This window comes from Candidatus Bathyarchaeota archaeon (assembly GCA_026014465.1).
Taxonomy (GTDB): Archaea; Thermoproteota; Bathyarchaeia; order Bathyarchaeales; family Bathycorpusculaceae; genus JADGNF01.
Window position 1 is genome coordinate 1,641,463 of sequence record JAOZID010000010.1, and the last position, 26,200, is coordinate 1,667,662.

Consider the following 26,200-nt stretch of genomic DNA (forward strand, 5'->3'; position numbering starts at 1 on the left):
AAAACACGCCCCACAACCAACCCAATAGCACCCTGTCAGCGGTTCGAATAGACACTATGTGTAGATACATAAGGACCGCTAAAGTTGATACTTCAGAAAAATTGAGCCTCTGGTCTTGAACATATAGACTGGATGTTAGCTTATATATTGAGCGAAAGTAATAAGGACTCAGTGTGGTAAGGCTGAAATGCGTATTGAAGAACTATCTGATTTTGGTCTCAGTCAAACGATAATTGACCGACTTAGCCACATAGGTTTTGAAAGCCTCACAAAAGCACAGGAAGAAGCAGTTCACTTAGGTCTTTTTGACGGCAAAAACCTTCTTGTTAGTGCTCCAACAAATACTGGTAAAACGTTCATAGGAGAACTTGCAGCTCTAAACGCTTCAAAGAAACAAGACCGAAAGAGTTTCTTTTTAGTGCCTTTGCGAGCATTAGCTGAACAAATGTACAAGGACTTTGAAGATAAATATGCTGATTGGGGGCTAAAAACAGCAATCTCTACATCAGACCACTATGAATTTGATAATGAATTGCTTTCATTTGATGTAATAATTGCAACCTATGAAAAACTTAACTCATTAATAATGAAAAGGCCCAAAATTTTAGACAACATAGGTTTAGTTGTGATCGACGAAATACAACACATAGGCGATAATGCGCGAGGGCTTTCCCTCGAAATGCTGCTTACACGGTTAATTTTATTTACAAACGACATTCAAATTATCGGACTGTCTGCTACAATAACAAATGCCGATGTGTTCGCAAAATGGCTCAATTGTCAGTTAATAAATATTCAAGAGAGAGATGTTGAGCTTAGAGAAGGTATTCTTTACACCGGAACAAATCCTGTAAAATTTCGCGGACATAGCCTCAATAATAGAGATTTCTTATACAGAGAATTTAATTCTGGGAAAATCGGGGTGGAAAAAGGTTTAATGATGCAGACATATGACGAAATTGTACAAACAAGCAAAACAGAACAGTGTTTGGTTTTTGTTAACACACAAGGTAAGGCCGAGGAACTTGCTGAAGGTTTGGCGAGGGAGATGCCGAGATTTCCTCAACTTGAACATGAATTGGAAGAACTTGATGAGTTGTTGGAGGCAACACCTACTACTGCTAAGCTAAAGAAAGTGGTTCCACATGGTGTATCTTTTCATCATTCCGGTTTACTAGCCGATGAGCGTAGATTTGTAGAGAAGGAGTTTAAAAATGGTGGTATTAGAATAATTTGTTCTACTCCAACTCTGTCTGCTGGAGTCAATACGCCTGCAAAGAATGTAGTGATTCTTTTCATAAGATATTACAATGGTCAACCGCTTTCAGTATCCAGTTACAAAAATATTTCAGGAAGAGCTGGAAGGTTAAGGGGGCTAGACCAGATTGGGCGATCAGCTTTATTGGCTTCTGATGAAAGAAATTTGGAATATCTCTGGGATAATTATGTAAATACTAAACCTGAAAGGATTACTTCTCAAATTGCTAAGAGCGATGGTTTGGATTGTTCTTTATTACAGTTGATAAGCTCTGCAACTTGTTCTAACATAGATGAATTAGCTTTCTGCCTTCAAAACACGCTTTTTGGTTTTCAATTTGCTACTGATAGACCAGCGACTTATGAACGCGAAATAGCAGAAATGATAATGAAAGAACTAACCGTTTTAAAAAACGGTGGCTTAGTTAATGAAAATGGTAAATTAGAGGCTACTGAGATAGGTTTGAGATGCGCTGAAGAGCTTCTTACACCAAAAGCAGTAATTCTTCTTTATACAATTCTTCAAGCAAGCGAAACAAAGTTTTCCAAGGGTAATTATGAATCAATTACTGAGGGAATTATTCATCTCTGCTGTTGTACTGATGTGGCTGAAAGAGTATATCCCCCTAAAAGTCAAGCTGAAACACAAGAATTGCAGGCAATATGGACCATGCATAACGATGTGTTCATTCACAAACCTGCTATATCTATCTTCCTAACGAGTTTGAGAACTACCCGAATGCTTTTAAGGTGGATAGAGGGAGCGCAATATGTCGAATTAAGCCAATATGCGCCTCCCGGTACAATCAATAAGGTTGCCAGCAATATTCAATGGATTCTTCACGGTCTCGCTCACTTAGCAGAGAGGCCTCTTTTCAATTTTGATGATGATTTTGTTAATTTCCTATATGACTTGTCGGAACGGATTTGTTTTGGTGTTCCAAAAGAAGCACTTCCGATAATCAGGTTAAGGATTCAGGGTATACATCGAAGACGTGCCATGAATCTGGTTAAGGCAGGCTTCGTTAATATTGATAGTATTCTTGGAGCTGCAGTTGAAGAGTTGGCGAAAGTACCCAATATTGGAAATGCTTTAGCTCTGAGAATAAAAGAGGCGGTTGAAACCTATATTAAAAATGAGGCAGAGCGAAAGAAATCTATTCAAATTAGACTTACCAAGAAAATGGGTAAGGAAACAGGCGTAATTCTAGGTCTTTATGACACTCACGGGGATGACTTAGCAAGACACTTGTCCCAGATATTTGTTGCTGAGTTTGGTCTAAACTCTCAATTTATTGGAGACAAAGACCAGCACGGTCCAGACGTCCTGGTTACTGTTCCAGATGGATTAATTGCCGTTGAAGTAAAACGGAAAGAACGTGGAAGAGTTTCAGCTATTGAGGCCGAAGAAATTCTCGGAAAAGGTGCAAAGTATAGCCCCATAATAAGCATGACTATAGGTTATCCAGATTTCGTTGAGGTTGCAAAGGCTAATGCTATTAGTTCAAAAGTGACCATGATATCCGCTCCCATTATTGGTGATATGGTAGTTCAGTTTTGGCAGGGTAAACTCACAACTGACAAAATAATTGAGTTGTTTAAATCCAACAAAGCTCTGCATGGCATAACTCCTGATGACCTTTAAAGACGTGGTACCTTTTACTTGCCAAAACCTGTTTTAGGTATGTTTTCTTCCTCATCTATAACGGTAAAATTACGCATTAACTCACTGAACTACCTAAAACACTTTTTTCATAGACGGCATCAAGACTGACTGTACCGATTAACTGACTGTAAACATCAAATACACTTAGGGGTTATAGGAAACTTGGGTCTTTAATTGCCTCTCAGAACCTATTTGCTGTCTATTAGGTTCCAAATATTAATTCTATGCAGAAAGGGGGAGGGGGTCTGTTCTTTGGGTTGGATGCGTGCCTGTGTGTTCTTTTGGGGGAACGTTTTGTTCTTTGGGGAGAGCTAATAGCGGGGGCATCAGTATTATGGTAGGGTGTTTAGGGTATGGGTAATCGTTTGGTTGTGGTGGTGCTTGTTTGTTTTTTGTTTGCTTCTGCTTTGGTTGTTGTTGGTGGCGTTGAAGCTGAGCCTAGGACCCTTATTGTCCCTGACGAGTATGCAACTATTCAGTATGCTCTTAACTCTGCTGCGGATGGTGATGTGGTTTTTGTTAGAAGCGGAACTTACCATGAAGACTTGGTAATCCAAAAGCAACTCACGATAATTGGCGAAAACAAACAATCCACCATTGTCACGGGAGAAGGCAACAGCGCATGCGCAATAACACACGATAACGTGACCGTAACTGGCTTTACGTTTAAGCGTCCCTCAACAATGCGCTGGTACTACGGTATCCATCTGTTAAACGTTAAACACTGCAACATCTACGAAAACAATGTAGAGAGCACCTTCTATGGCATTTGGCTCTTCGAATCCTCCCTTAACAACATCTACGAAAACGTGTTAAACGGCAACTGGAACGCAATCTACCTAGCCAACTCTCACGACAACAACATCTCTGCAAACAACGCAACGGCAAGCCACGACATAGGAATCACTGCCAGCGGCTCAAACAACAACAGCATAACAGGCAACTACGCTGCCTCAAACGGCTGGGCAGGAATCACACTCGACGGCAATGAACCCAACAAAAACAACCTTATCGCAGAAAACACTGTAACTGGAAACGGAGACATCGGCATTGGCATAAGTTCTTCGGGTTCCTCTTTTAACAGAATCATTGGGAATAACATAACGGCAACTGGCAGTGAAGACGGCGGAGACGTGGGTATTTTGCTCGCTTGGGATAATAACTTGGTTCTTGCTAATCGTATTGTAGCTAATCAGGCGGGCATTAAAATTGACGGCGCCCAAAACAACACTTTACGTTTAAACCTCATAGCGGATAACCCTCAAGGGGGCATCCTAATTCACAGCCCACCCTATCGAGCAGCCTATGACAACCTTATCTACGAAAACAACATCATCAACAACCCCGTCAACCTAACTGGAAACGTCAAACCCCACTTCTGGGACAACGGAACCACAGGCAACTACTGGAGCAACTACAACGGAACCGACACAGACGACGACGGCATAGGCGATACCCCCTATACAATCGACACCACAAACACCGACCACTACCCCCTAACAAACCCCGCAAACCTGCCAAACACCACCCAACCACAACAAACCCCCACGCCCACTCCAACCCCAACCCCTACGCCGCTACAAACCCCAAGCACCTCTGCTTCTCCACAACCTACGCCCTCGCCCCAGCCAACTCAGCCACAAACCAACCCCCCTCCAACTGAACTCTTCATTGTTGCAGGAATCCTCACAGCCACCACAATCACCATACTCGCGTTACTTCTCAAACGCAAACCTTCCCCATAGCGCCCCTTTGGCTCCTTGAAAGGTTTTTATGCAAAACAGCGTACATGTTGATTGATGTCGGGCAAGGACTTTTTTGTCAAACGCTATCGGGAACTGGGTTGGGACTTCAAACCCGTTGAGGCTAAGCAGGCAATTAGGATAAACCAGTGTAACGCTAAAGGCAAGAATCTGCCACAGAGAATGCACAGTTTAGGTTTATCGTTAGAGCCGATTTCTTTTTTGGATTCTGGTTACTGGGTAGGTAAATCCAAAGTTTCCGCAGGCGCCACTGCCGAGTACCTGATGGGGCTGTATTCAATTCAGGAAGCTGCTGCCCAAATCCCCGCTTCCTTGTTTTCTGATTTGAAGGGCAAGACCGTGTTGGATGCATGCGCTGCGCCTGGAGGCAAGACCGTGCAGCTTGCGGATTTGATGCAAAACCGTGGCGTTGTGATGGCTTTGGACGTGAATAAACGGCGGTTGACTGCTTTGGCGAATCATCTGGAACGCTGCCACGTTAGCTGCGCAGTAGTTCGTGCGTTAGATGCACGGCAAGTCGACGCATTAAATCTGCAGTTTGACAGGATTTTGCTTGATGTGCCCTGTTCGGGGAATTTTGCTTCAGATAAACTGTGGTTTAAACGGCGAACCCTAAACGACATAGAACACAACGCAGCTGTGCAACGCGAAATCCTCTCGGCGGCGGTGAAATGCCTGTCTGCAAAGGGCGAACTTGTGTATTCAACGTGTTCGCTAGAGCCTGAAGAAGACGAGTTGAACATGGATTGGGCAGTAAAGAATTTGCCGCTGCAGATTGTGCCTGTGGATTGCCATGGCGAAAACGGCTTAACAACGGTTTTTGGCAAAAAACTGCATACGTCGGTAGCGAACTGCAAACGCATCTGGCCAGACCAAACACAGGGCTTCTTTGCTTGCAAACTAAAACGAAGGACGGCGCAGCCATGAAAGACATAGCAGTTTTTGCTTCAAGGTTTGGCGCTAAAATTGCTCTAAACCCCGAATTCATGGTGCAAAAAGCGGGTCGTTACTACCTGTTAAACCCACGCCTAAAAGAGCTGTGTCAGGGCAGCTTTTACTATGCGGGTTTGTATTTGGGGAAAACTAAGAACGGCGTTTTCTTCCCAAGCTTTAATCTGCTTAACTTGCTTTTGGACGTGGCTCAAAACAGGGTCGTGGTTGATAAACGGGCGGCGTGGCTTTTCATATGTGGCAAGGATGTTTTCCAAAACGGCATCAAGAAAGCTTGTGGTTCTCAAAAGAAGGGTGAGTTGACTTTGGTTTTGAATCAGCATGGTGAATGCTTGGGTTTTGGGAAAGTAGCCGCCAAGGCTGGTGAGGTGCATGGCAAGGTGGTTGTAAGAAACATCTTGGATTTGGGTGATTTTCTGCGTCGTGAACGTTAATCTGCGTTGGGGCTGGGCGGTTTTTTCCTGCGCATTTTTTGTTTTCAAATCAGTACATGCTTCCAGACAAGAGAAATTTGATTGAACGTTTATCTACTGGAAAGGGGGATAAGCTTATATATGTTTACGATTAATGTGTTTTCTATAACATATGAAAAGTAGGACTAACATAAGTGAGGTAAGAAAATGAAAAACTTCAAAGATGCAGTTTGGAAAAAGAACGTGACCCAAGTAGTCCAGCAAATCCAAGAACAAGAAATCAAATTCGTCAGGCTCCAATTCACCGACATAAACGGCGTCATCAAAAACTTGGCAGTATCCTCGAAAAACGTTGAAGCAATGTTTGAAAACGGTCAACCTTTCGACGGCTCCTCCATTACTGGTTACAGACCAATCGAAGAGTCCGACATGGTTTTGTTCCCTGACCCCACAACCTTTGCTGTGCTGCCTTGGAGACCTAAAGAGAAATCCTCTTGCAGGCTAATTTGTGACGTGTACACTCCTGACGACAAACGTTTTGATGGTGACCCACGTTACGTGCTTGAAAGAACCCTTGACAAAGCCGCTAAAGCAGGCTACTCGTTCATATGTGCCCCCGAACTTGAATTCTTCGTTGTAAAAGAATGCGAAGACGGTGGCTTGCCTACTCCAATTGACATGGCAGGTTACTTTGACTTCCACGCTGGCGACCTAACTGACGATCTGCGCAGAGAAATTGCTGACACTGCAGCTGCTTTTGACATAGAAATCGAGATTTCTCACCACGAAGTCGCTTTTGGACAAAACGAAATCGACTTCAAATACGGCGAAGCCCTAACAACTGCTGACCGCGCCATAACCATGAAGATGCTCACCAAAGTAGTTGCAGCCAAAAACGGTTTCATCGCAACCCACATGCCCAAACCCTTCGCAGGCATAAACGGCAGCGGCATGCACACTCACCAGAGCCTTTGGAACAAAGACTGCACAGAAAACCTCTTCTACGCAGACGACGCCAAGAGGGACTACCTCTCAGACATCGCCCGCAACTACGTCGGCGGACAACTAGCACACGGACGCAAAATGTGCGCAGTCCTCAACTCATGGCCAAACAGCTTCAAACGACTAGTCCCCGGCTACGAAGCACCCGTCTACCTCGCATGGGCACACAAAAACCGCAGCCCACTCATTCGCGTACCCAACTTTGGCGGACGCAAAAACGCAGCCAGATGCGAAATCCGATGCCCAGACGGCTCAGGCAACCCCTACCTACAATTCGCAGTACTGCTCGCAGCAGGTCTTGACGGCATAAAAAACAAGATTGACCCCGGAGAACCAGTAGAGCTAAACGTTTACAAGATGAGCTACGAAGAACGCAAAGAAAAAGGCATCGTCTCATTGCCCGAATCACTAAAAGAAGCACTCGACGAAATGGAAACCAGCGAACTCATGCGCGAAACCCTAGGCGAAACAACCTTCGAAAACTACCTCACCGAAAAACGCAAAGAATGGGACCTCTACCGCACACAAGTCACCGAATGGGAAGTCGAACGCTACATCACCAAACTCTAACAAACCAACCAACAAACAAAACCTTGAAGCCTCATTTACGAGGCACAAACCTTTTTCTTTTCTTCCCGCTGGAACCTGCCTTTCGGCTTGCTGATTCTTTGTTCAATAACGCAGAAGAAGTGTTATTTTCCAAGTTCCTCTGGCAGTTGTGGGATTTGCACTTGGGTTTGTGTTCTTTGCTTTAGGTCTTTGACTGTAACTTTGCCTTCTTGGAGTTCTCTTTCGCCAACCAAAACGGCGTAGTCCATGTTTCGTTTGTCGGCGTCTTCTAAGGCTTTGCCCATTTTTCTGCCCATGACTTCAAACTCTGCTGGTACATCCGCGTCCCTGAGCATCTGTGCAATCCTAAACGCCTCTTTTTTCTGGGCGTCCTTAATGGGAATAACCACTACCCGCTTCTTCTGTTTGGTGTTTAGCTGGGTTTGCTGGCTTTGCATTGCTAGTGCGGTGCGGTCTATGCCTGCTGCCATGCCTACCGCGGGGGTTGGTTCGCCCCCGAAGGCTTCGATGAGTTTATCGTAGCGTCCGCCTCCGCCCAATGCAATGTCGAGTTGTGGGACGTAGACTTCGAAAATCATGCCTGTGTAGTACTCTAATCCTCTGGCAAATGCGGGTTCTACGTTTTCGATTTCGCAGCCGCCTGCTGTTATCAACTCCAAAATCGCTGAGAGGTTCTCAACAGCTTCTAAGGCTTGGGGGTACTCTTTGAGGTACGCGTGCATGTTCTGCACGGTCTGCTCTGCGGTTTCGCCTTTGAGCTCTAAGAGTCCTTGCAGGGTCTGCTGGCACTTCTCCGAGCCAATAAGCGCGAAAGCTTGGGTGTACTCTTTTTTGTCCATACGCTGCAAAACGGCGTTTTGAGTCTTATCCTCCACGCCCTCCTGCGCCAAGACTCCACGCAGCACCCCAACATGCCCCAGTTTCAAAGCGTAACCCTGCAACCCCACATTTTGCATCAAGCGGTTCATAAGCAAAACCACCTCCGCATCCGCTTCAGGCTTGCTTGAACCCATCAACTCAAAATTCGCCTGCCAAAACTCCCTATACCGCCCCTTCTGAGGCTCATCATAACGGTAAACGCTGCCCACGCTAAAAACCCGCAAAGGCTTAGGCTCATTTTTCAAGGTATTAGTGGCTAGCCGCGCGATGGAGGCGGTGAATTCGGGTCTTAATGCGACTTTTCTGCCGCCCAAATCTTCGAATATGAACATGCGTTGGCGGATTTCTTCGCCTGACTTGGCGTTTAGCAAATCAAAGCTTTCCACCACAGGCGTTATGGCTTCACTGAAACTGTAGAGCTGCGCGGTTTCCCGTGCTTTGGCTATGATGTAGTTTAGGGTTTTGGCTTCCTGAGCGAGTAGGTCGCGCATTCCGCGTACAGGCTGGAAAGACGGCATAACTTTTTCCTCTGTTACTTGAAGGTTAGTGATGATACGGAGTAGTAGACTATTTCGCCTCGGCGGTTTGTGACGGCTACGACTAGTTCTTTTTTGAGGCTTTGGCATCGGGAGAGCGCAGTGGCTAAGTGTTCCATTGGCATGGGTTTGCCTTCTTGGGTGCTAATTACTAGTGAGGTGGCGGTGTCTTTGCCGTAGGCTCCGCGGTCGTAGATGCGAAATTCTATGGCTTCGCCAAAGCCTTCGCGTACAACGTAGCCTCGGCTTCTTAGGTCACGGTAAACCAGGTAATGTCCCCACGCGTTCTCGTCGGTTTTCTCATACGCTTTGAGCAGATCTTGGAAAGTTACGGGTGCGCCTTTCCCGTTTTTGACGCTAAGCATCTGTTTATCCGCCAAGAACAGTGCCTCATAAAATGTCAACCTAAACCCTTCCTCCTCTGCCACGCCATAACCCCTCTGAGAAAGAGCATCCACGCTACTTTGTTCGCTGACTTGAACGCCCCTCTCCACAAGCGAACCCTTAACCTTAATCTCAACGCCTACTGCCTGAGAACCTTCCTTATCACTCATCACAATATCCCTATCTGCTCATCTACTCTGAACTCTAGCTAAATTAACGTTATCACTAACCATCCACAAACCGCTCAACTTCAAGGAAAAACAGCACGTTTTGGCTACCGTACGTAGTTGTAACAAAGAAGAGTTAGAGAAAGTTTGGTCCAAACTTGGCGTAGTCTTCTTTGCGGTAGATGCCGTCTTCGTGGATGATGCCTGTGACGTATTTGAGGGGCGTGGCGTCGAAGGCGGGGTTGAATACTTTAACGTTGTTTGGGGCGGTTTGTTTTTCTCCAAAGTGAGTAACTTCAGCGGGGTTTCTTTGTTCTATGGTGATGTCTGCGGCTTTGTGTTTGAGGTCGAAGGTGGATTTTGGGGCTGCGACGTAGAAGGGGATGTTGTGTTCTTTGGCGAGGACTGCTACGCCGTAGGTTCCGATTTTGTTGAAGACGGCGTCTTGGACGATGCGGTCTGCCCCCACCACTACAACTTTGACGAGTCCTTGGCTCATTACGTGGGCTGCCATGTTGTCGGTGATTAACGTGACGGGTATGCCATCTCGCATTAGCTCGTAGGTTGTGAGTCTTGCGCCTTGAAGCAGCGGGCGGGTTTCGTCGGCTATTACGCTGATTTTTTTGCCTTGCTCAAACGCAGCCCTAACAACACCCAACGCCGTACCGTACTCGACCGTGGCTAACTCCCCTGCGTTACAATGGGTCAAGATGGTGTCGCCGTCTTTGATGACCTGTGCGCCGTGGCTGCTGATTCGGTGATTCTGGTTCGCGTCTTCATCTGCGATTTTCTGCGCCTCCGATAGCACCAACTCTTTTACCTCAGATACCTGCGTGGTCTGGGCAGATTTTGCTTTGTTCAAGACGCGGTCGGCTGCCCAAAACAGGTTCACTGCAGTAGGTCTTGTCTGCTTTATCTTTACAGCGGCGTCTTCTAGAGCGTCTATGAGTTCTTGCTTGCTTTTTGCCGTGGAGTTGTGTGCGGCTAGAGCTAAACCAAATGCTGCGGCGGCTCCAAGCAGGGGCGCTCCTCGTATGCGCAGAACCTTTATGGCTTCACACATGTCCCTGACCGTCTTGATTTCCAAAGTGACTTCTTCAAGGGGAAGCTTGGTTTGATCCAAAATGTAGACGGTTCCGTTCTGATGCTTAATCATCCTCATGCTAAATAACCTGCATAATTGCTTAAGGTAAACAACAATGTTGTTCTGTTTAAGATTTCCTTAGAGCAAAAAGCCGATTATGCTTTTTAACTGAACCTCAACCAGTTTTTAGAATGTTTTGATGATTCATGTATTTCTAATTCTTACTTTTCAGGAATAAGCCTAATATTTGGCGAAACTAGTTTACCATCTGTCGGTTCATATGAGCTCAGAATCAGATCTGTCAAAGGTTACTTCTGTGTATGTTGTAGGTAACGGTTGCCCAGAGAGCCTTTTGGATGGTGCCCAGCTTGAGAATTACTTGAGTGAAAACGGGTATGTAGTTAAGACAAACATGTACGATGCAGACCTCATTCTTTTCAGAGCATGTGGCTTAACAAATAAGAACCAAGCACATTCAATAAACATAATTAAAGAAATACAAAGTAATCTTAGAGCTGACCAGAAATTAATGGTTTGGGGTTGTCTCCCAAGGATTGACCCTGAAGGGCTAGCTAAGGAGTATAAGGGTCTGGTTTCTGCAGAGGCAGAGCTTCCTAACCTCAAGGAATTACTGAATTTATCCGATTCACCTCATAAATTGTCTTCAAATCAGCTGGGTAAATCTTGGTTAGTAACAGAGAAAAACGGCTCTGAACATGTACGATATCAAGGTTCAAAAGCCAGCAAGGTTCTAAAAACTTCTGCTTTGCGCTGGGATAAATACGTAAGTTCCCATTTTAACCTTGTTAGACGTAAAGACTCCACTGTTTTCTACATCAAAATATTAACAGGTTGTTCTAATGCATGCACGTTTTGTGCTGTTAGGCTATCTCGTGGCTTATCAAAAAGTAAACCCCTGCCTGAAGTTGTTGCCGAGTTTAAATTGGGGTTGCAAAAAGGCTACAAGAACTTTAGCTTAATGGGAACAAATCCGGGTGCCTATGGCATCGATTTAGGATACACTATTGTTGACCTTCTCAAGGCTCTAACGGCTATAGAAGGCGACTATAACATTTTCCTGCGTAACTTCAATCCCTCCCACCTAAAGAAACAGCTTGATGGCTTCATTGAGGTCTTGGCTTCGAAAAAAATCAAGTATGTGGAACTTCCAGCTGAATCTGGAAATAACCGAATCTTGAAGTTGATGAACCGTGGCTACACAATTGAAGAGTACAAGCATCTGGTAAAGTCTGTTCGTGAGGCTTATCCTGCCTTGATTATTCGAACACAACTGCTGGTAGGTTTTCCCACAGAAACAGAGTCAGAATTCCAAGACACACTAAAGCTACTTGACGACGCCGTTTTTGACTACGTTGAAGTATACGAATTCTCTGAACGCCCAGGAACCATCGCAGCCACACTAGAACCCAAAGTTCCCGACGAAGTAAAAACACAACGTTTCCTACAGTTATCCCGAAAAGCAATTCTCAACCGTACCTCAAGAAAAATCAAAAACATCCTACTGCAAAGAATGTAACCCCAATCCACAAAAACGCCAAAAACCAAACTAAGCAGCCACCCTTTCTCTTTTCCCCTTTTGCTGCCAACCGTGGATTTGGTGCTTACAGCTAAGTCGAATCGTTGAAGCTGGGACGTTTTATTTGAAGGTAGTTTTAGGTGGACATCAAGGCTTGGTTGGTGTGTTAACTCGGAATTAAGTGGGGAACGTAAAAAACGCTGGTAAACAAGAGAAGAAGCTGGTTGTTGCTGTTTAGGTGGGGTCGAAGGGTGATTTGAGGTGGGTTACGACTTCGATGGGGGCGTCGTTGCTTAGTTTTAGCTGTTTTTTCCATGTTTCGCCCACTGCAATAAGGGAGAATATACCAGAGATTTCTGCCTTGGCTTTTTTGACTAACGTGACGAGGGCTTCTTGGGTTTCTCCGCTCTTGATCATGTCGTCGACGATAAGCACGCTGTCGCGTTTCTTGATGATGTCCTTGGGAATGTATAACGTGACGGTCACACCTGAATCCCTGCCTAAAATGAAGGTTTCCTCAAGGAAGGCTTTGACGCCTACTTCCTTGTTTCGTTTAGCAACAATAAGATTGACGCCCAAAGCATTTGCGACCATGGTAGCTAAGGGTATGCCGTCGGTTGCAGCGGTTAAAACCTTGGTGACACGTTTGCCTGCAAAGTTGGCTAATGCGTGGTTGGCGGCTTGCTGCAAGATGTTGTAGTCGCCTACGATTTCGGTGTTATCAAAGTAGCCTGTGTCATCAAATTTTATGCGGTTACGCAGCTCGGTTTCTAAGCCTACGAGTTTGGTTAAAACGCGCCAGAGCTGTTTTGCGCGGCTGGTGTTTGGCAGAACATGACCCTTCGCGTAGCGGCTTAGAACCGTAACTGGCAAACCTGTTTTGGAAGCTAACTCCCTGTAAGTGATATTTCGCTTATATTTTGCGGTACGTAAAAGCTCAATGGTCATTAACCTGAGCTTGAGGTCTTCCGCATGAGTGCTCATCCTATCTTTTCCCCCGTATACACCTACAAGTCAAATACTAAAACATTACCAAACTATACTTGCTTGCCAATTTATATTTTCCGTGTAAAACTCACACCCAAACCTAGTCAGCTTTAGAACCCAAACAAAAAAGCACCTGACACTTCAACCTAAGCTCCAAACAAAAGAAAAAAGTAGCCCTGTGGGCGGGTTATTTCTGGTATGTTGTGGGGTCTTGGATTTGTGCTTTGGCAAACGCGTTTTTGCGGTTGACGCACGATTCGCATGTTCCACAGTGCACGTCTGAGCTGCGGTAACACGACCACGTAAGCTCTAGGGGCACGCCAAGGTCCGCGGCAATTGATAGGAGCTGGGCTTTGGTTTTGCCGCTAAAGGGCGCTTCGATTTGTATTTGGCTATCCGTTCCAAGCTGCGCGGCTTTCTCAAACGCCTTGTAGAATTCTCTGCGGCAATCAGGATAAAACGGCTCATCCGACCCTTGGGCACCATAAAAGATTCTCTCTGCCCCAACCGAAGCTGCATACGCAACCGCCACGGAAAGAAAAATGGCGTTCCTAAACGGCACAATAATGGGCTGCGTGAAGTCTGAGGTCAAGGGTATGTTTTCGTCGCACAGTGAAGTGACTCCTGTGAATATGGTTTTGAGCGCAGAGAGGTCAATGACTTTTATGGGCGCTGCGAGTTTTTGTGCGATTTGGCTGGCGCAGTTGGTTTCTTTGTCTGCCATTTGTCCGTACTTAAAGCTTACCGCGTAGATGCTATAGCCCTGCTGTTTTGCCCAGTACGCAACCGTCGCGGAGTCAGGTCCACCACTTAGAACAACTACACATTTCTTGTTTTCAATTTTTTGATCCATCATGTTTTCCACCATCTAAATCTTCTTCCAATTAACGTAAACACCACCGCTCCAAGGAAACACACAATCTGCTCTGCCACAAACAAATACGGCAAAGTCACAACCATAGGTGCATTAGCAACAAGCGGCTGACTAAGCATCCAACTCACGCTCACCGAAATAATTGCTGCAGTCACCGCGCCCGAAACAAAATAGTTCCCCTTAAACGGCTTCGCAACAACATACCCCGCCAAACCCGCCAGCAAACTCATCACAGGCATAAACGCCAACTCATAATACAGCGGAAACGGCGTAAACAAGTTTCCAATTAACGCCCCCAACGCGTAACCCACCGCCAAAACCCATTTCTTGGAAATGCCCGGGCGCAGGGCACCTGCAACTCTGAACTGCAAAGGCCCATACGATATAGGTGCAAAAGCAAAAACTAACGCCGCATACAAAGCAGCGTAAATCGTGGTTAAAGCTAAATCCTTAGTGTTTATTCTCAAATTTACTACTTCTCCTCCAACTCCGGGGTTTATATTTACTGGCGGAACGGGTGGAGGCCCACTTACCCGCCAACAAAGCCACAAAACCCTCTGTGTCCTTAAAAACGTTATGCGTCCAAACGAACCAAAAATGCGTTCTCATCCGCTTAAGAGCGGGCTTACTTTTGCTTTCGGGCTTGCAGATAGCTCTCTTTTACATACGGCATAACTGCGTTGAGGTCTTCGAGGCTGTGGAGGCTAATTTGTATCCAACTCTTCACCTGTTTCTCTCCAGCCCTAAAGTAGGTAGTTTCAAAATGCGCTGCAACCTTCTCCCTATCCGCTTGCTCTAGCCGCGTAATTACAATGCCCTCTGTAACCAAAAACACAAACAACCTCTCATCAGCCTTGTAGCAGGGGCAACCAAACATCTTCTTAAAACCAATCCTATCCCAACTCAACACTTCCTCTTCCAAAGCCAACCTATACGGCGCCATAACCTCCTCCACATAATACTTCAAAACAGTTCACCTCTGCCTTTACTAGTGATTACTGCAGCTCCTAAGATTAGCGCTGCTGCGAGCCAGAGTTCAATTAACGGGGCAAACGAGTTGTAAACGGGAACCCAAACCGCAACGGCAGCGTAAACTATGACATAACAAGCAATCAACATCAGGGCAGTTCCCAGTAAACACGGATTTGGCTGGGTTTTTCTTTGAATCAGCGGCAAACAAGCAACGGCGCAGACTACCGCAGCGGCAAGCAACGTGGACACTGAGTTGGCGGCACCCAAAACCTCCCAGGCGGTTCCCTGCCAGTCCCCTAATGGTAAAAGCGCGTACGTCCACAACAGGGCATGTTTAACCCACAACCCCAACACATACAAAGGAGCCGCAACCCCAAACCACCGCAAAACCTCCTGATTGCTTTGGTTTTTCCTGATTTTGCGGCTTAGAATCAACAGCGGCGGCGATATAAGAGCGGCTTGCAGCAGAAACGATGCAGCCGTATACAGATTCAAATCTATCCCAGAAGTTATCTGCGAACCCACAACATGGTTAATGCCTGAAGGAATCAAAAATGCAAAATAGAGCGCCTCAAAAAACAGCGCAACGCCAAATCTGCCAAGCCACCGACCATCCCCTCTAACAAAAAGCACCGCCGCATAAACCCCAAACACGCCCGCAATTAACCGCAGATAAATCCCCACCGAAGACGCAAACTCCTGCACCAAAATCAACACCGTCTGAAGCGCAGGATGCGACGTCTCCACAAACTCCATCACAGAAGGAAACCCAGCCGAAAACCTACAAAGAAAAACCGACGTAACAACCGCCTGATACACACCATACAACAAAAACGCAACCGCAACAGAAAACAAACCAAACCCAACAAACCCCGACCTCCTCAAACCCTCACCCTCACAGTTTAAAATCAATACTCTCCTTGGTTTACATAGCTTTTCTGTAAAAACCTGTTTGCCTGCTGTTTGGGGTTGGTGGCGGATCCGCTGGGATTTGAACCCAGGACATTCAGCTTAGAAGGCTGACGCGCTATCCGTGCTGCGCCACGGATCCTTTTTGTGTAGAGTTTTCATAATAAGGTCTTAGAGATATAATTTTACCTGTTGTTTGGTGGGTTTTGTGGCTTGTGGGTTGGTGGTTGTGTTTTGTTTGGGGGTTGGCGGGTGGGTTGTTTGTTGTTTAGCTTGGTTTTTGGAGATGTTTTTGCGAAAAGGTTATTAATTTAGTTTCTTGATACGGTGAGCAATTGTTGGGCATGGGACAGATGTATGGTTGGTCTTAACCCTCTGGTGTCAGTGATTATTCCGACTTATCGTGAAGAGGAAACTATTGAGGGCTGTTTGAAGAGCGTTGTGAATCAGCGTTTTGACGAAGGCTCCATTGAAAGTATTGTGGTGGATAGTCATAGCCCAGATAACACTCGTGAGGTTGCTAAGCGAAGTGCAACTAAAGTTCTTGATTTGCGTGCCCGCGGGGTAGGTCGCGCCCGAAACGCTGGTGCCAAAGCTGCTTGCGGCGAGTTATTGCTGTTTTTGGATGCCGACACATACCTTGAAACCGACTTTGTATCCCAAATGTATCATGACTTCATCGACCCCAAAGTCGTCTGCGTCTCAGGTATCCTAAAAAACCTAGAGCTTCTCAAACCTCTTGACCGCCTTTTCGCAGTTTCCCACTACAATTTCACTAACAAAATCGCCGACTTGACCGCGCGGTTAGGTTTTCCCATGTTCCCCAGCGTCTGCTGCGCTGCCCGAAAAGCCGTCTTTGACAGGGTAGGCGGCTTTGACGAAGACATCGCATGCGGCGAAGACATAACCTTCTCGCGGAAAATGGGACGCATGGGCAAATGCGTAGTAAACAACCGCGCCACAGCTTACACTTCAGTTAGACGCATAAGCAACTGCGGAAAACGCGAAATGTACTCCATGTACTTCAAAAACTACGTACGCGTCTTCATCCTAAATCAGCGCCCATGGGTCCAAGATTTCCCCCACATCAACACAAAATAACCCTGGCGTCTTGAGGTTTATAGGGTGATGCAGATTACTCCAAAAACCGTTATCGCTATGCTTGCTAGTAGCCACGCGGAGATTTGTTCTAATTCTTTGAGGTAAACTATCGCAAATGCTCCCACGAACAGGGGCTCGGTTGCCAGAAGTGGCATGGTTATGCTTACTTGTTCGATGTTTAGGGCGTAAAATGCTAAGAGCCACGTTATTGCTTGTCCGATTCCTGCTGCCCAAAACCATCGCAGGTTCTTTTTGAAGTTTAGTTTTCGCTGGGTGGGTCTGTGCATCGCCAGCATGAACGCGTAGGGGGCAAGCGAGAACGTGTAGGCTATGGCGACTCCAAGTATGGGCATGTTGGATATGTCTAGGGCGTATTTTCGAATTATGCTCGATACGCCTAGGGTGAATGCGGCTATGGCGGGGAGTAGCAGGTATCTTCGTTGCCGTTTGGCTTGGCTAAGGCTGCGTGACGGGTTGATTTCCATGAGCACGATGCCCACGATGATGGCTGCAACGCCAATGATGTTCCAGTTCGTCAAAACTTCCCCCAGCAACAAAACCGCCAAAAGCGAACTATACAACGGATTGGTCGCGTAAACCGCTGACGTTACAGGTGCCCCCAGCTTGCTCATGCCCTTATAATACAGGAGTCTGACAATTCCTGGGGACAATACTCCGCTGACTGCAAAAAACGCCACCGCCCCAACGCTTATTGCAAGGTTTTCCTCCGATGCAATTAGCGCTGCAGGCCACAAAATTGCCATACCCACGACGGTTAGGATGAGGCTTATGTTGAAGGTGTTTGAATGGTCCGAGTATTTCCTGACTAAGACTATGGATAACCCTGAAGTCGCCGCAGACAGCAAAGCAATAGCAATGCCTAACATGTTCCACTGCACAGTAAAGTTTGGATGTATTAAAACAAATCTAGCTTTTCTGTGGGGTTTGCCGCGCGTTATGTTTAAACTTCTGGGCAAGCTTAACAGTTGGGTGGGTTTATGACTAAAATCGACTACAAAAAAGAGCTAAAACCCCTTTACGGCGCCTCGTTTAAGGGCGTTGCAGTGGTAGATGTTCCTGCCATGAATTTTTTGATGGTGGACGGTTTTGGTGACCCAAACACTTCTCAGGTTTACCGTGAGGCTGTGGAGGCTTTGTTTAGCGTCTCTTACGCCCTCAAATTCATGGTCAAGAAAGGTGAGGCTGCGGTTGATTATGGAGTGTTGCCTTTGGAGGGGCTGTGGTGGGCTGATGACATGACCAGTTTCGCCGCCCAAGACAAAGACGCTTGGAAGTGGACTATGATGATTATGCAGCCCAAATTTGTGACAAAACAGCTTTTCGAACAAGCCGCTTTGCAAGTGCAGAAAAAGAAAAACCTGCCCGCCGTAGACCGTTTGCACTTTGAAGCCTTCGATGAGGGCTTGTCTGCCCAAATCCTACATTTTGGCTCCTACGTCCAAGAAGCCCCCACCATCAAACAGCTCCACGGTTTTATCCAAGAAAACAGCTACGTCTTCAACGGCAAACATCACGAAATCTATTTGGGCGACCCCCGAAAATCTGCTCCTGAAAAACTAAAAACCATCCTGCGCCAGCCTATGAAAAAAATAACGTGATTTTTCTTTGCAACCTGCTTTGGCGTTTCTTTTTTGCTTTCCTTTTTTATGTAAATTTCCTTTTGAAAAACAAAGCGTTTTAAGTAACGATTCCTCTTTAAAGGGACATATTCACTGTATATGTGTTTGCGTGTCCTGTTTTGTGTGATTGTTATGAAACTAAAACTTAACGCCTCAAGAAAAACTGTCAATCGCGTATCTGGGCCTCAAGATATCGTTGTTTTTACAGTTGTTGATTTGGACAAAGCAAAGACTTATCCCGCAAACTTTGTTTGTATGCTGCCTAAACTGGATTCGACAGGTAAATCCGCAAGCGTTTTCTCTGAGCTTTTCGGCGAAGACCGCGTAAAAATAGCCAAAACCCTCCTAACCAAAGCCCTATCAGAAGAAGACTCCCCCGAAATCAAAGCAGAAATCGAAAAACGCCTAAAAGCCCTAGAACCCAAAGTCCTCGAAGTCCCCTGCAAAATCTGCGGACAAATGTTCAAACCCAAAAAATTCGGACGATACCAACAAAAAATCTGCCAAACCTGCCGCGCCAAACGCCATGCACCCTAAACTTTTGCTTAGATAGAGTGCTGTCTGTAGCGCTACGGTATTTTCGGTTCTGTTTCTTTAACTGCTTTGAGTTTTTTCGCAAAAGTGATGTTGGCTGTTTTGCTGTGTGCAGTTGATTGGAGGTTTGTTTTTTAGTGTTTTTGCTGCTTGGTTTGTTGTTCTTTCTTTATGTGTTACTTTTTTGAACTTGGATTGCAATTCTATGTGTTTAAAAACTTTTATATTTGACCCTATGCTTGATAAAATGAGGAGAAAATATTGGGGAAAAAGATTCATTGTAGATTAATACCTGTGTTGTTGTTTACTGCTCTTTTGTTTGGTGCAGCATTAAATGCAACATGTGTAAATGCCCTTGCAAATGAACCTCCCGTAGCAGTTCTGCCTAGCCAGACCTACGTGGTTAACGAATACGAATATACAACAATTGTGTTTGACGGTAGCGGGTCGTATGATCCTGAAGGAAATGACCTGCATTATCGTTGGGATATTGGGAACACTGGGGTATGGACGCCTTGGTCAACTATACCTAGCATAAACGCCACTTGGCGCTTTATCTCTGATACAGCAGTTACGGTAACGCTAAAAGTAAGTGATGGGCTATTGGAAGATACTGAAACTACAATTTTTCCGATAGATGTTCAAAGTGTACCGCCAGCTGTCAACGCGGGAGATGATGAAGATACACATGTTGGTGTCCCTGTAAATTTCCAGGGAACCGCCTACGACCCTAGCGGTGGTCCACTAACTATACTCTGGGACTTTGGAGATGGTGGATCAGCTAACGGCACCAAAACCCCCACCCACACATACTACGCCACAGGACAATACACTGTAACTCTCAATGTCACAGATAACGACGGCTTATCAGCCATAGATCAGCTAAACGTAACCGTGTATCCTACGCAAGTAGTGCAGACTTGTGATTCTGCAGGTACTCCCAAAACATCTTTCGATTTAAGAACCTTGGAGGCAGTATACATAACTGGCGCTATGCTTCCACCTAACGCTGAACTGCCCCTCTACATTGTCAACCATGTCGACACATGGACTAACGGGACGCCGTTATCTGCCTTTGTCTGGCGATCTGGACTCATTGTAAACACTAGTCCTACTGGAACAATACCAATAACAATGATTTGGGAGCCAACTCTGCAAACTGGAGACTATGACATATTCGTTGACGTCAACAACAACCAAGTTTACGATGAAGCAACTGACATCGTTATAACCCTGCACTTTGATCGTCCAGCCGCATTCTTGGTTACCCCTGAAGGACCCTTAGGTGCGCTATTATCCCTGTCAACATGCATAGCTGCCTTCTGCTTGTTCTTCGCATACAAAAAGAAACAATTACCCTTCTCCAAAACCAAGAACCCCGCCTAAAACTGTAGCCTCTGGCAATTACCCTCTACAACGCAGAAAATCTTCTGTTTGGGTATGCCACTGGCACCACCTTTTTTTGGGTTTATGCTTGTTTTAATTTTATGCTACATTTTGCTCTGGTTTAGCAAAGGTGTATGCTTAACCTTCTGTAACGTGTGCTCCAGTGTGCATGGCTGGTTTTTGCGTCTAAAAATTTTGTGTCAAATAATTTTTACAAACACGCTTTTATCACAAAAACCTGATAGTTCGGTTTGGTGGTGTATCTTGAAGTCTTGTTTGTTTGTTTTCGTTGCCTTGATGGTAGCTTCCTTGATTGCTTCAACAAGTTTTGGGGTGGCAAATTCCTCTGATGAATCCTTGGTCATATCCGCTTTGCCCGCGACGGGAATTTCGCCTTCTATTGACACAACCTACACCGATGATTTTAGCACTGATTCTTCTTTGTGGACAATTTACGGAAGCGCCTACCGTGACGATGGAAACGAAACTTTGGTCTTAACTGAACCCCTTGGTGATCAGGGCGGCGCAGCTTTCTTCAAGTTACCTTTCACTAACTCTTTTACCGCCAATTTTAGCTACAAGGTCGGTGGCGGAAGCGGTGGAGACGGCTTTACCATGTTCTTCTACAAACAGCTCCATTTGGACATAGGAAACGGCGAAGCATTAGGTTTTAGCAAAAAACATAACGAAACTTGTGGTTATGCTATTGAATTTGATTCTCACCAAAACATCGGTTACTCTGAGCCTTCCCCGCCCAACGAGCACGGTGACCCAAGCGCTGACCACGTTGCGTTGATAAAGAACTTTGTTGGCAACCATCTGGTCTACGTCAACGAAAGCCGTGTTGATGACGACACTTGGCACGACGTTTGCGTCGTAGTTGGTGACTCTTATGTGGGTGTATTCTTGGATGGCGAATTTATTTTTCGCTGGGACGGAACATTCAACAAAACCTATGACTGTTTTGGATTTAGCGCAGCAACAGGCGGCGCAACAAACTGGCATATAATCGACAACTTTCACCTAACCCCCACCGTCGTTGAGCCCCCGCTAATCCCCACGCGACCAACCGCATCTAACGCAACACGTTTCCCCTCAGTTATATCCATAGCTGCTGAGGCTTCCTCTTCGCAAGTAGGTTCAACAGTAAACATCCACGGCGCAATCTCTGACGAAAACAGCATCGCCCTAAACGCAAACGAAACAGTGATTCTATCCTACGCCGTCGGTGACAACGAATCATGGTTCCCCCTTGGGTCAGGTCAAACCAACGCTTTAGGTGAATATAACATACAGTGGATACCCTCAGCTTCAGGTACCTTCATGTTGAAAACCCACTGGGACGGCAACCTAAACTACACAGGCGCCTCCAACACCACAACACTCTCTTTTCTGCCATACCAAAACCAGCAAGTCTTTTGCGTTGAATCAAACAGCACCATCACAGGCCTAAATTTTGACAACGACAACCTCACATTAAGCTTCACCGTAACTGGACCAACAGGCACAACCGGTTACACCAAAGCCGCAATAGCCAAAACCTTAGCCCCCAACATTAACGGCGTCACCACCTCCATAGACGGCAAAACCACAAACTTCACAACCGCCTCCACAAACGAAAACTGGATACTCTCCTTCAACTACACCCACAGCACCCACCAAATAAACATAAACATCCCACCCCCTACACCCGAAACAACAACCCCAACTCCAGGTACCCAACTACCACTATGGGCAATTCCTAGTGCACTAGTTGTTGCAGTCCTCATAGCGGCAACCACAATAATAATCAAGAAACACAAAAACCCGCCAACACCGCTTTCTTGTAACTCCCTTGACGCTGTTAAAAAGCGTTCTTCCCTACAGGTCAAGTAAAACTTGAGCAACTCCTGAAATAAAGTCCTTCCCTTTGGCAATTGAGTTTATTGTATTTTCTATTTCGGGGTTCAGCTGTTGAAGGTACGCGGCATAGTTTGTTTTCTTTTTGCAGTGGCGTTATCTATCTGGTATGCTGAGCTATTGAAAATCAGCCGTGTGATGTTATGGGAAGGTTGCAAACTCTGCGCTGTGCTGGATTAAATAGGCTATAACCCCAATCACCATTGCAACGTAGGCTACCCAAAGCCACGTAACGACGGGTCCGTGGGAATCTCGTATCACGCCCGCAAAGTCATCAGAGTTCTTTTCTGTTTCTTCAACTGTAAACTCCTTTGAACTTTTGACCATGAGGTACATTAAAATTGAACCTGCAGCAACGAAAATTAGTGTTATGTAAGCGTAAATTGGGTTTACTTGCACTATGAAGGCGATGCTGGCTGTGTGGTTAATCATCATTTTCTTTTTCATCTGCCTCCAAAGGTTGATTTCTCAAGTGCCCGTTTTCCTTGAACTGTCCAGATTTGAATCCCCACAAAACAAATCCGACTGATATGCCCGCCATCATAATGGAGCCAATAACGTAAATCGTTATGTCTAAGTTCACCAGAATCGTCTCCTGTTTATTTTGTGTGATAAACTTGTTCGTTTTGTTCTTTGCCAGCCTATCAAAAGCTTGTGGAAATTCATGCTCCACAGCAGCACGCCTGCAAAGATAATTGCCAATTCTGCCGTATGTGAAGCTATGTTGTCTGTGGTGACATTTTGAGTTAGGTTCTTTCCAAAGGAATCCGAATATAGTGGTGCCCATTTAGAATTGTAGTCTTCTGACGTGCTGAACCCTTGCTCATAGAATATGACTTGGTAGATTTCCTCATCATTTAGAACCCATTTCCACGGTGGCATGTTCGTAGTTTCGACGCCTTCCCTGACCTTCCAGACCCATCGACCATAATTGGGGAAATCTTGTCCTGATTCTGTAAAGTTTGCAGGTTCGGGTGCTATGTATCCTCCAGGTGCGTTAATTGACGCAGGACCGTTGCCTTCACCGCTGTCTCCGTGACATTGAGCGCAGTACAGAGTGTATATTCCTTTACCCTTCTCGTAGTCCTGCATTGTTCCGCTTATGCCTGGCTGGTTTAGGACAGTTGCAGCGTAATTGTCGCCTTCTGCATCGGAAACATCGCCTGAGATGGTTCTAACTGAGCCTAGAACAAAACTCATTTCGTAAATGGATACTAACCCTATTTCCGTCTCATTTAACGAAAGCCCCCACGCGGGCATAGCAGTGCCTGGTACGCCTTCTGTTACTCGCCAAATGTGGTAATAGTCTCCAGGGTATGTTGATATGCGTTGGTTCAGGTTGGCTGGCTGCGTTACCACATGTCTTGCATATGGTCCTTGTGCATTGCCTGAACAGCCATGGCAAGATAGGCAACGTTGGGTGAAGCTGGTTTTTCCTGCATCGAAAATAGCTGCCCATTGTTCACCTAAAGAGGAGTTTCCTGTGTATGTACCGTTTTCAGCGTTGTAGCTCATGGATACCTGCATCATTATAGGGGCGAACGGGTTGGATGCATTGAAGTATTGAGGCGGTACATCGGGATGATATGCTTTACCACCAGAAACTGAGTTATCTACTTCTAAGTCCTCTTGTCCCAAATGCTTAACGTAAGCGATTAAAGAATCAATTTCGCTATCGGTAAGAAAACCAAAATTAGGCATTACTGACCCTGGGCTTACACTTCTAGGGTCTTGGTAATGCAGTTGATGCCAAATTGTGGGGCGCATTCCTCCGATTTGTGCCAGGTCGGGACCTGTTCTTTCGGTTCCAAGGGCATGTGGACTGTCAAATACGTAATCTCCCTCTAGCGAAGCGTTTCCAATGCCCCAATCTGATAGACGTACTTGCTGAGAATGGCAGTAAAAGCAACCTAAGCTCATGTATAGGGTTCTCCCGTCTGCTTCAAGTTGTGTATATTCATGAGCTCTATCACTTGGTGGCACGTCAAGTAGGAACATGTAGGGTGCGGCTACAACCATGCTAACCATAAGAAGGAACACGGCTAAACCACCTGCTGCCAAGGGAAACAGGTTGTAGTGATGAGCCTTCTTTTCGACGACTTTGATTTCTTTTCTTATTGCCCTTTCAAGTCGCTCTAGTTCCTCTTCTAGTTTCTTTTCAAGTTGGCTCATCTAGTTGGCACCTCCATAATTTTCCAAGTTCTCATGGTGGACAATTGGTTTTGAGAGGAAAGTTAGCATTATGTTGATTGCAAAAAGGAATGCTGAGACTACAACTATTCCACCGCCCACCGCTCGAAGAATAAAGTATGCTGGAAGAGTTGGCAGGGTTTGAGCAATTGTTAAGTGGGCATACCAAGAAGCGTTAGCGACAAGTCCCGCAAGCATCATTCCCGCCATAAAGACAATGAAACCCATAAATGTTATCCACCAAGTGACGTCCATGAGTTTTTTGCTGTAAAGTTTTTTTCCGGTAATTCGTGGTACAAGCCAAAACATGCAGCCCATTATGGAAATTCCAAAAGCTGCGTATAATGCTAGATGAGAGTGCATTACTGGCCATTGAGAGAAGTGAAGGTACAGATTCATGTCACGAAATGCCTGGAAAGTGCCTTGGATAGAGACAAAAATGTAGTTGATGAAGCCAAAAAGGATGAATCTTAACGGTACGTTGCTTAGGATTTTGTCCCAAGAGCCTCGGACAGTCATGCCTATGTTTGCTCCGAATGTTAGAACTGAAAACATCATTAACGCACTTGTTGAGACCGCTATTGTCTTGAGCCATTCTGGAATCGGCGCTTGCAAGATGTGATGTCCACCTACACCTGTATAGAAGAAGGCTAACGCGAAGAAGCTGATTAACGAGAGAGTCACGCTGTATAATGCTCGTTTTGTTAGTTTGGGAATAAAATAGTACCACAAACCAAACCCAAAAGGCGTGAACCATAAACCCAAGACGTTATGCCCATAAAACCAGTTAAAAATTGCGTCGGTTAGACCAAACAATGCTCCACTTGGAGGATGCCACATAACGTTTCCAATGAAGTACACTATTGGAAACCAAAGAAACATTGCTGCGTAAAACCATAGGCTCACGTATAATTTGTGTTCCTTTCTCTTCATTATAGTGCCGATAACGTTGATGCCAATCAAGACTAAAGCTGCCATTATGAATATGTCAATAATCCAGGGCATCTCTGCATATTCTCTTGCTTGGGTGTTGCCACTTAAAATCATTAGAACTCCCGCGATTACGCCCACATTCCAAAGAACCGCGGTGAACTTTCCAATATTTGGTTTATACAGCGAGGTTCTGCATAGGCGAGGGACTATGTAATACATTATGCCGATTAATCCAGATGATAAGAAGCCAAAAAGTAGACCGTTAACATGCGCAGGTCGGATTCTGCCAAAAGTTAACCATGCCGAGTCAACAAGAAAGGTTGGAACGAAAAACTTTATCGCCATCAAAAAACCAAAAATCGTAAAGATTGGGAACCACGCAATAGTGAAGTAGAACCATAATTTGCTAACAGAATCTGCGCTTTTTAGGTCAGGCGGTTTAGTTAAAACCTCTCTCTTCTCGGAATTTGACAAAGTAAACCAAGTCTTGCTCCCTCTTCTGTTCCACTTAATATATAAAATTGTTTGTTGTTACCAAATCAACGTCTACTGCATAGGCGGCTGTT

24 protein-coding genes and 1 tRNA gene are annotated in these 26,200 nt (G+C 45.6%); 11 read left to right on the forward strand and 14 right to left on the reverse strand.

Annotation, left to right across the window (positions count from 1 at the left end; translation table 11 throughout):
- The first annotated feature begins 187 nt into the window (after positions 1 to 187).
- From NWF04_10605 to NWF04_10625, 5 genes are all read left to right on the forward strand, one after another.
- On the forward strand, positions 188 to 2,902 hold the full coding sequence (locus NWF04_10605) for a DEAD/DEAH box helicase (GenBank protein MCW4007021.1): 2,715 nt from the start codon (positions 188 to 190) through the stop codon (positions 2,900 to 2,902).
- Positions 2,903 to 3,276: 374 nt separating this feature from the next.
- Positions 3,277 to 4,668, forward strand: coding sequence for a right-handed parallel beta-helix repeat-containing protein (locus NWF04_10610; protein MCW4007022.1), 1,392 nt, complete (start codon positions 3,277 to 3,279; stop codon positions 4,666 to 4,668).
- Between the two features lie 54 nt (positions 4,669 to 4,722).
- Positions 4,723 to 5,613 carry an RsmB/NOP family class I SAM-dependent RNA methyltransferase gene (locus tag NWF04_10615; protein ID MCW4007023.1) on the forward strand — a complete coding sequence of 297 codons (891 nt, stop codon included), beginning with the start codon at positions 4,723 to 4,725 and terminating at the stop codon, positions 5,611 to 5,613.
- Positions 5,580 to 6,071: a hypothetical protein gene (locus tag NWF04_10620; protein ID MCW4007024.1), complete on the forward strand. Its 492-nt coding sequence runs from the start codon at positions 5,580 to 5,582 to the stop codon at positions 6,069 to 6,071. The genes NWF04_10615 and NWF04_10620 overlap by 34 nt, the downstream gene beginning before the upstream one ends.
- A 186-nt stretch (positions 6,072 to 6,257) precedes the next feature.
- Positions 6,258 to 7,622, forward strand: a complete 1,365-nt coding sequence (locus NWF04_10625) for a glutamine synthetase family protein (protein ID MCW4007025.1) — start codon at positions 6,258 to 6,260, stop codon at positions 7,620 to 7,622.
- Between the two features lie 122 nt (positions 7,623 to 7,744).
- Here NWF04_10625 and hisS read toward each other — a convergent pair whose 3' ends face one another.
- From hisS to mtnA, 3 genes are all read right to left on the reverse strand, one after another.
- Positions 7,745 to 9,019, reverse strand: a complete 1,275-nt coding sequence (hisS, locus tag NWF04_10630) for a histidine--tRNA ligase (GenBank protein MCW4007026.1) — start codon at positions 9,017 to 9,019, stop codon at positions 7,745 to 7,747.
- A 14-nt stretch (positions 9,020 to 9,033) separates the two neighbouring features.
- Entirely contained in the window at positions 9,034 to 9,591 is a 558-nt protein-coding gene (gene endA / locus NWF04_10635) for a tRNA-intron lyase (GenBank protein MCW4007027.1), read from the reverse strand.
- Between the two features lie 133 nt (positions 9,592 to 9,724).
- Positions 9,725 to 10,750 carry an S-methyl-5-thioribose-1-phosphate isomerase gene (gene mtnA, locus NWF04_10640; GenBank protein MCW4007028.1) on the reverse strand — a complete coding sequence of 342 codons (1,026 nt, stop codon included), beginning with the start codon at positions 10,748 to 10,750 and terminating at the stop codon, positions 9,725 to 9,727.
- 202 nt (positions 10,751 to 10,952) lie between these two features.
- Between mtnA and NWF04_10645 the strand changes: the two genes are divergently transcribed.
- Positions 10,953 to 12,209: a MiaB/RimO family radical SAM methylthiotransferase gene (locus NWF04_10645; protein MCW4007029.1), complete on the forward strand. Its 1,257-nt coding sequence runs from the start codon at positions 10,953 to 10,955 to the stop codon at positions 12,207 to 12,209.
- A gap of 234 nt (positions 12,210 to 12,443) precedes the next feature.
- On the opposite strand, the gene NWF04_10650 is transcribed toward NWF04_10645, so the two are convergent.
- The 6 genes from NWF04_10650 to NWF04_10675 form a co-directional block, all read right to left on the reverse strand.
- On the reverse strand, positions 12,444 to 13,193 hold the full coding sequence (locus NWF04_10650; GenBank protein MCW4007030.1) for a phosphoribosyltransferase family protein: 750 nt from the start codon (positions 13,191 to 13,193) through the stop codon (positions 12,444 to 12,446).
- A 190-nt stretch (positions 13,194 to 13,383) separates the two neighbouring features.
- Positions 13,384 to 14,052 (reverse strand): 7-cyano-7-deazaguanine synthase QueC, encoded by a 669-nt coding sequence (gene queC, locus NWF04_10655; protein ID MCW4007031.1) that lies wholly within the window; start codon positions 14,050 to 14,052, stop codon positions 13,384 to 13,386.
- The gene (locus NWF04_10660) at positions 14,049 to 14,537 is read right to left on the reverse strand and encodes a QueT transporter family protein (protein MCW4007032.1); all 489 of its coding nucleotides are present in this window, start codon (positions 14,535 to 14,537) and stop codon (positions 14,049 to 14,051) included. Before NWF04_10660 ends, queC begins: the two co-directional genes overlap by 4 nt.
- A gap of 158 nt (positions 14,538 to 14,695) precedes the next feature.
- Positions 14,696 to 15,037 carry a hypothetical protein gene (locus NWF04_10665; GenBank protein MCW4007033.1) on the reverse strand — a complete coding sequence of 114 codons (342 nt, stop codon included), beginning with the start codon at positions 15,035 to 15,037 and terminating at the stop codon, positions 14,696 to 14,698.
- Complete coding sequence (locus NWF04_10670; protein MCW4007034.1) at positions 15,034 to 15,927, reverse strand: hypothetical protein; 894 nt, start codon at positions 15,925 to 15,927, stop codon at positions 15,034 to 15,036. The genes NWF04_10665 and NWF04_10670 overlap by 4 nt, the downstream gene beginning before the upstream one ends.
- 88 nt (positions 15,928 to 16,015) lie before the next feature.
- Positions 16,016 to 16,093 (reverse strand) — tRNA-Arg (locus tag NWF04_10675).
- Positions 16,094 to 16,308: 215 nt separating this feature from the next.
- Here NWF04_10675 and NWF04_10680 point away from each other — a divergent pair.
- The gene (locus NWF04_10680; GenBank protein ID MCW4007035.1) at positions 16,309 to 17,052 is read left to right on the forward strand and encodes a glycosyltransferase; all 744 of its coding nucleotides are present in this window, start codon (positions 16,309 to 16,311) and stop codon (positions 17,050 to 17,052) included.
- A 17-nt stretch (positions 17,053 to 17,069) separates the two neighbouring features.
- Here the strand turns inward: NWF04_10680 and NWF04_10685 are convergent, their stop codons facing one another.
- Positions 17,070 to 17,939: a DMT family transporter gene (locus tag NWF04_10685; GenBank protein MCW4007036.1), complete on the reverse strand. Its 870-nt coding sequence runs from the start codon at positions 17,937 to 17,939 to the stop codon at positions 17,070 to 17,072.
- A gap of 111 nt (positions 17,940 to 18,050) precedes the next feature.
- On the opposite strand from NWF04_10685, the gene NWF04_10690 reads away from it, so the two are divergent.
- The 4 genes from NWF04_10690 to NWF04_10705 all read left to right on the forward strand — a co-directional run bounded on the left by NWF04_10690 (position 18,051) and on the right by NWF04_10705 (position 22,487).
- The gene (locus tag NWF04_10690; GenBank protein MCW4007037.1) at positions 18,051 to 18,671 is read left to right on the forward strand and encodes a GyrI-like domain-containing protein; all 621 of its coding nucleotides are present in this window, start codon (positions 18,051 to 18,053) and stop codon (positions 18,669 to 18,671) included.
- Positions 18,672 to 18,824: 153 nt separating this feature from the next.
- Positions 18,825 to 19,229: a hypothetical protein gene (locus NWF04_10695; protein MCW4007038.1), complete on the forward strand. Its 405-nt coding sequence runs from the start codon at positions 18,825 to 18,827 to the stop codon at positions 19,227 to 19,229.
- Positions 19,230 to 19,520: 291 nt separating this feature from the next.
- Positions 19,521 to 20,612 carry a PKD domain-containing protein gene (locus tag NWF04_10700; GenBank protein MCW4007039.1) on the forward strand — a complete coding sequence of 364 codons (1,092 nt, stop codon included), beginning with the start codon at positions 19,521 to 19,523 and terminating at the stop codon, positions 20,610 to 20,612.
- A gap of 264 nt (positions 20,613 to 20,876) precedes the next feature.
- Complete coding sequence (locus NWF04_10705; protein ID MCW4007040.1) at positions 20,877 to 22,487, forward strand: hypothetical protein; 1,611 nt, start codon at positions 20,877 to 20,879, stop codon at positions 22,485 to 22,487.
- Positions 22,488 to 22,652: 165 nt separating this feature from the next.
- Here the strand turns inward: NWF04_10705 and NWF04_10710 are convergent, their stop codons facing one another.
- Genes NWF04_10710 through NWF04_10725 form a run of 4 tightly spaced genes read right to left on the reverse strand, consistent with a single transcriptional unit; the run spans position 22,653 to position 26,108 of the window.
- Positions 22,653 to 22,958: a hypothetical protein gene (locus NWF04_10710; protein MCW4007041.1), complete on the reverse strand. Its 306-nt coding sequence runs from the start codon at positions 22,956 to 22,958 to the stop codon at positions 22,653 to 22,655.
- A complete protein-coding gene (locus NWF04_10715; GenBank protein MCW4007042.1) occupies positions 22,936 to 23,094 on the reverse strand; it encodes a hypothetical protein in 159 nt (52 codons plus the stop codon). Before NWF04_10715 ends, NWF04_10710 begins: the two co-directional genes overlap by 23 nt.
- The gene (locus NWF04_10720; GenBank protein MCW4007043.1) at positions 23,091 to 24,683 is read right to left on the reverse strand and encodes a cbb3-type cytochrome c oxidase subunit II; all 1,593 of its coding nucleotides are present in this window, start codon (positions 24,681 to 24,683) and stop codon (positions 23,091 to 23,093) included. Before NWF04_10720 ends, NWF04_10715 begins: the two co-directional genes overlap by 4 nt.
- Complete coding sequence (locus NWF04_10725) at positions 24,684 to 26,108, reverse strand: cbb3-type cytochrome c oxidase subunit I (protein ID MCW4007044.1); 1,425 nt, start codon at positions 26,106 to 26,108, stop codon at positions 24,684 to 24,686.
- Positions 26,109 to 26,200: the final 92 nt, after the last annotated feature.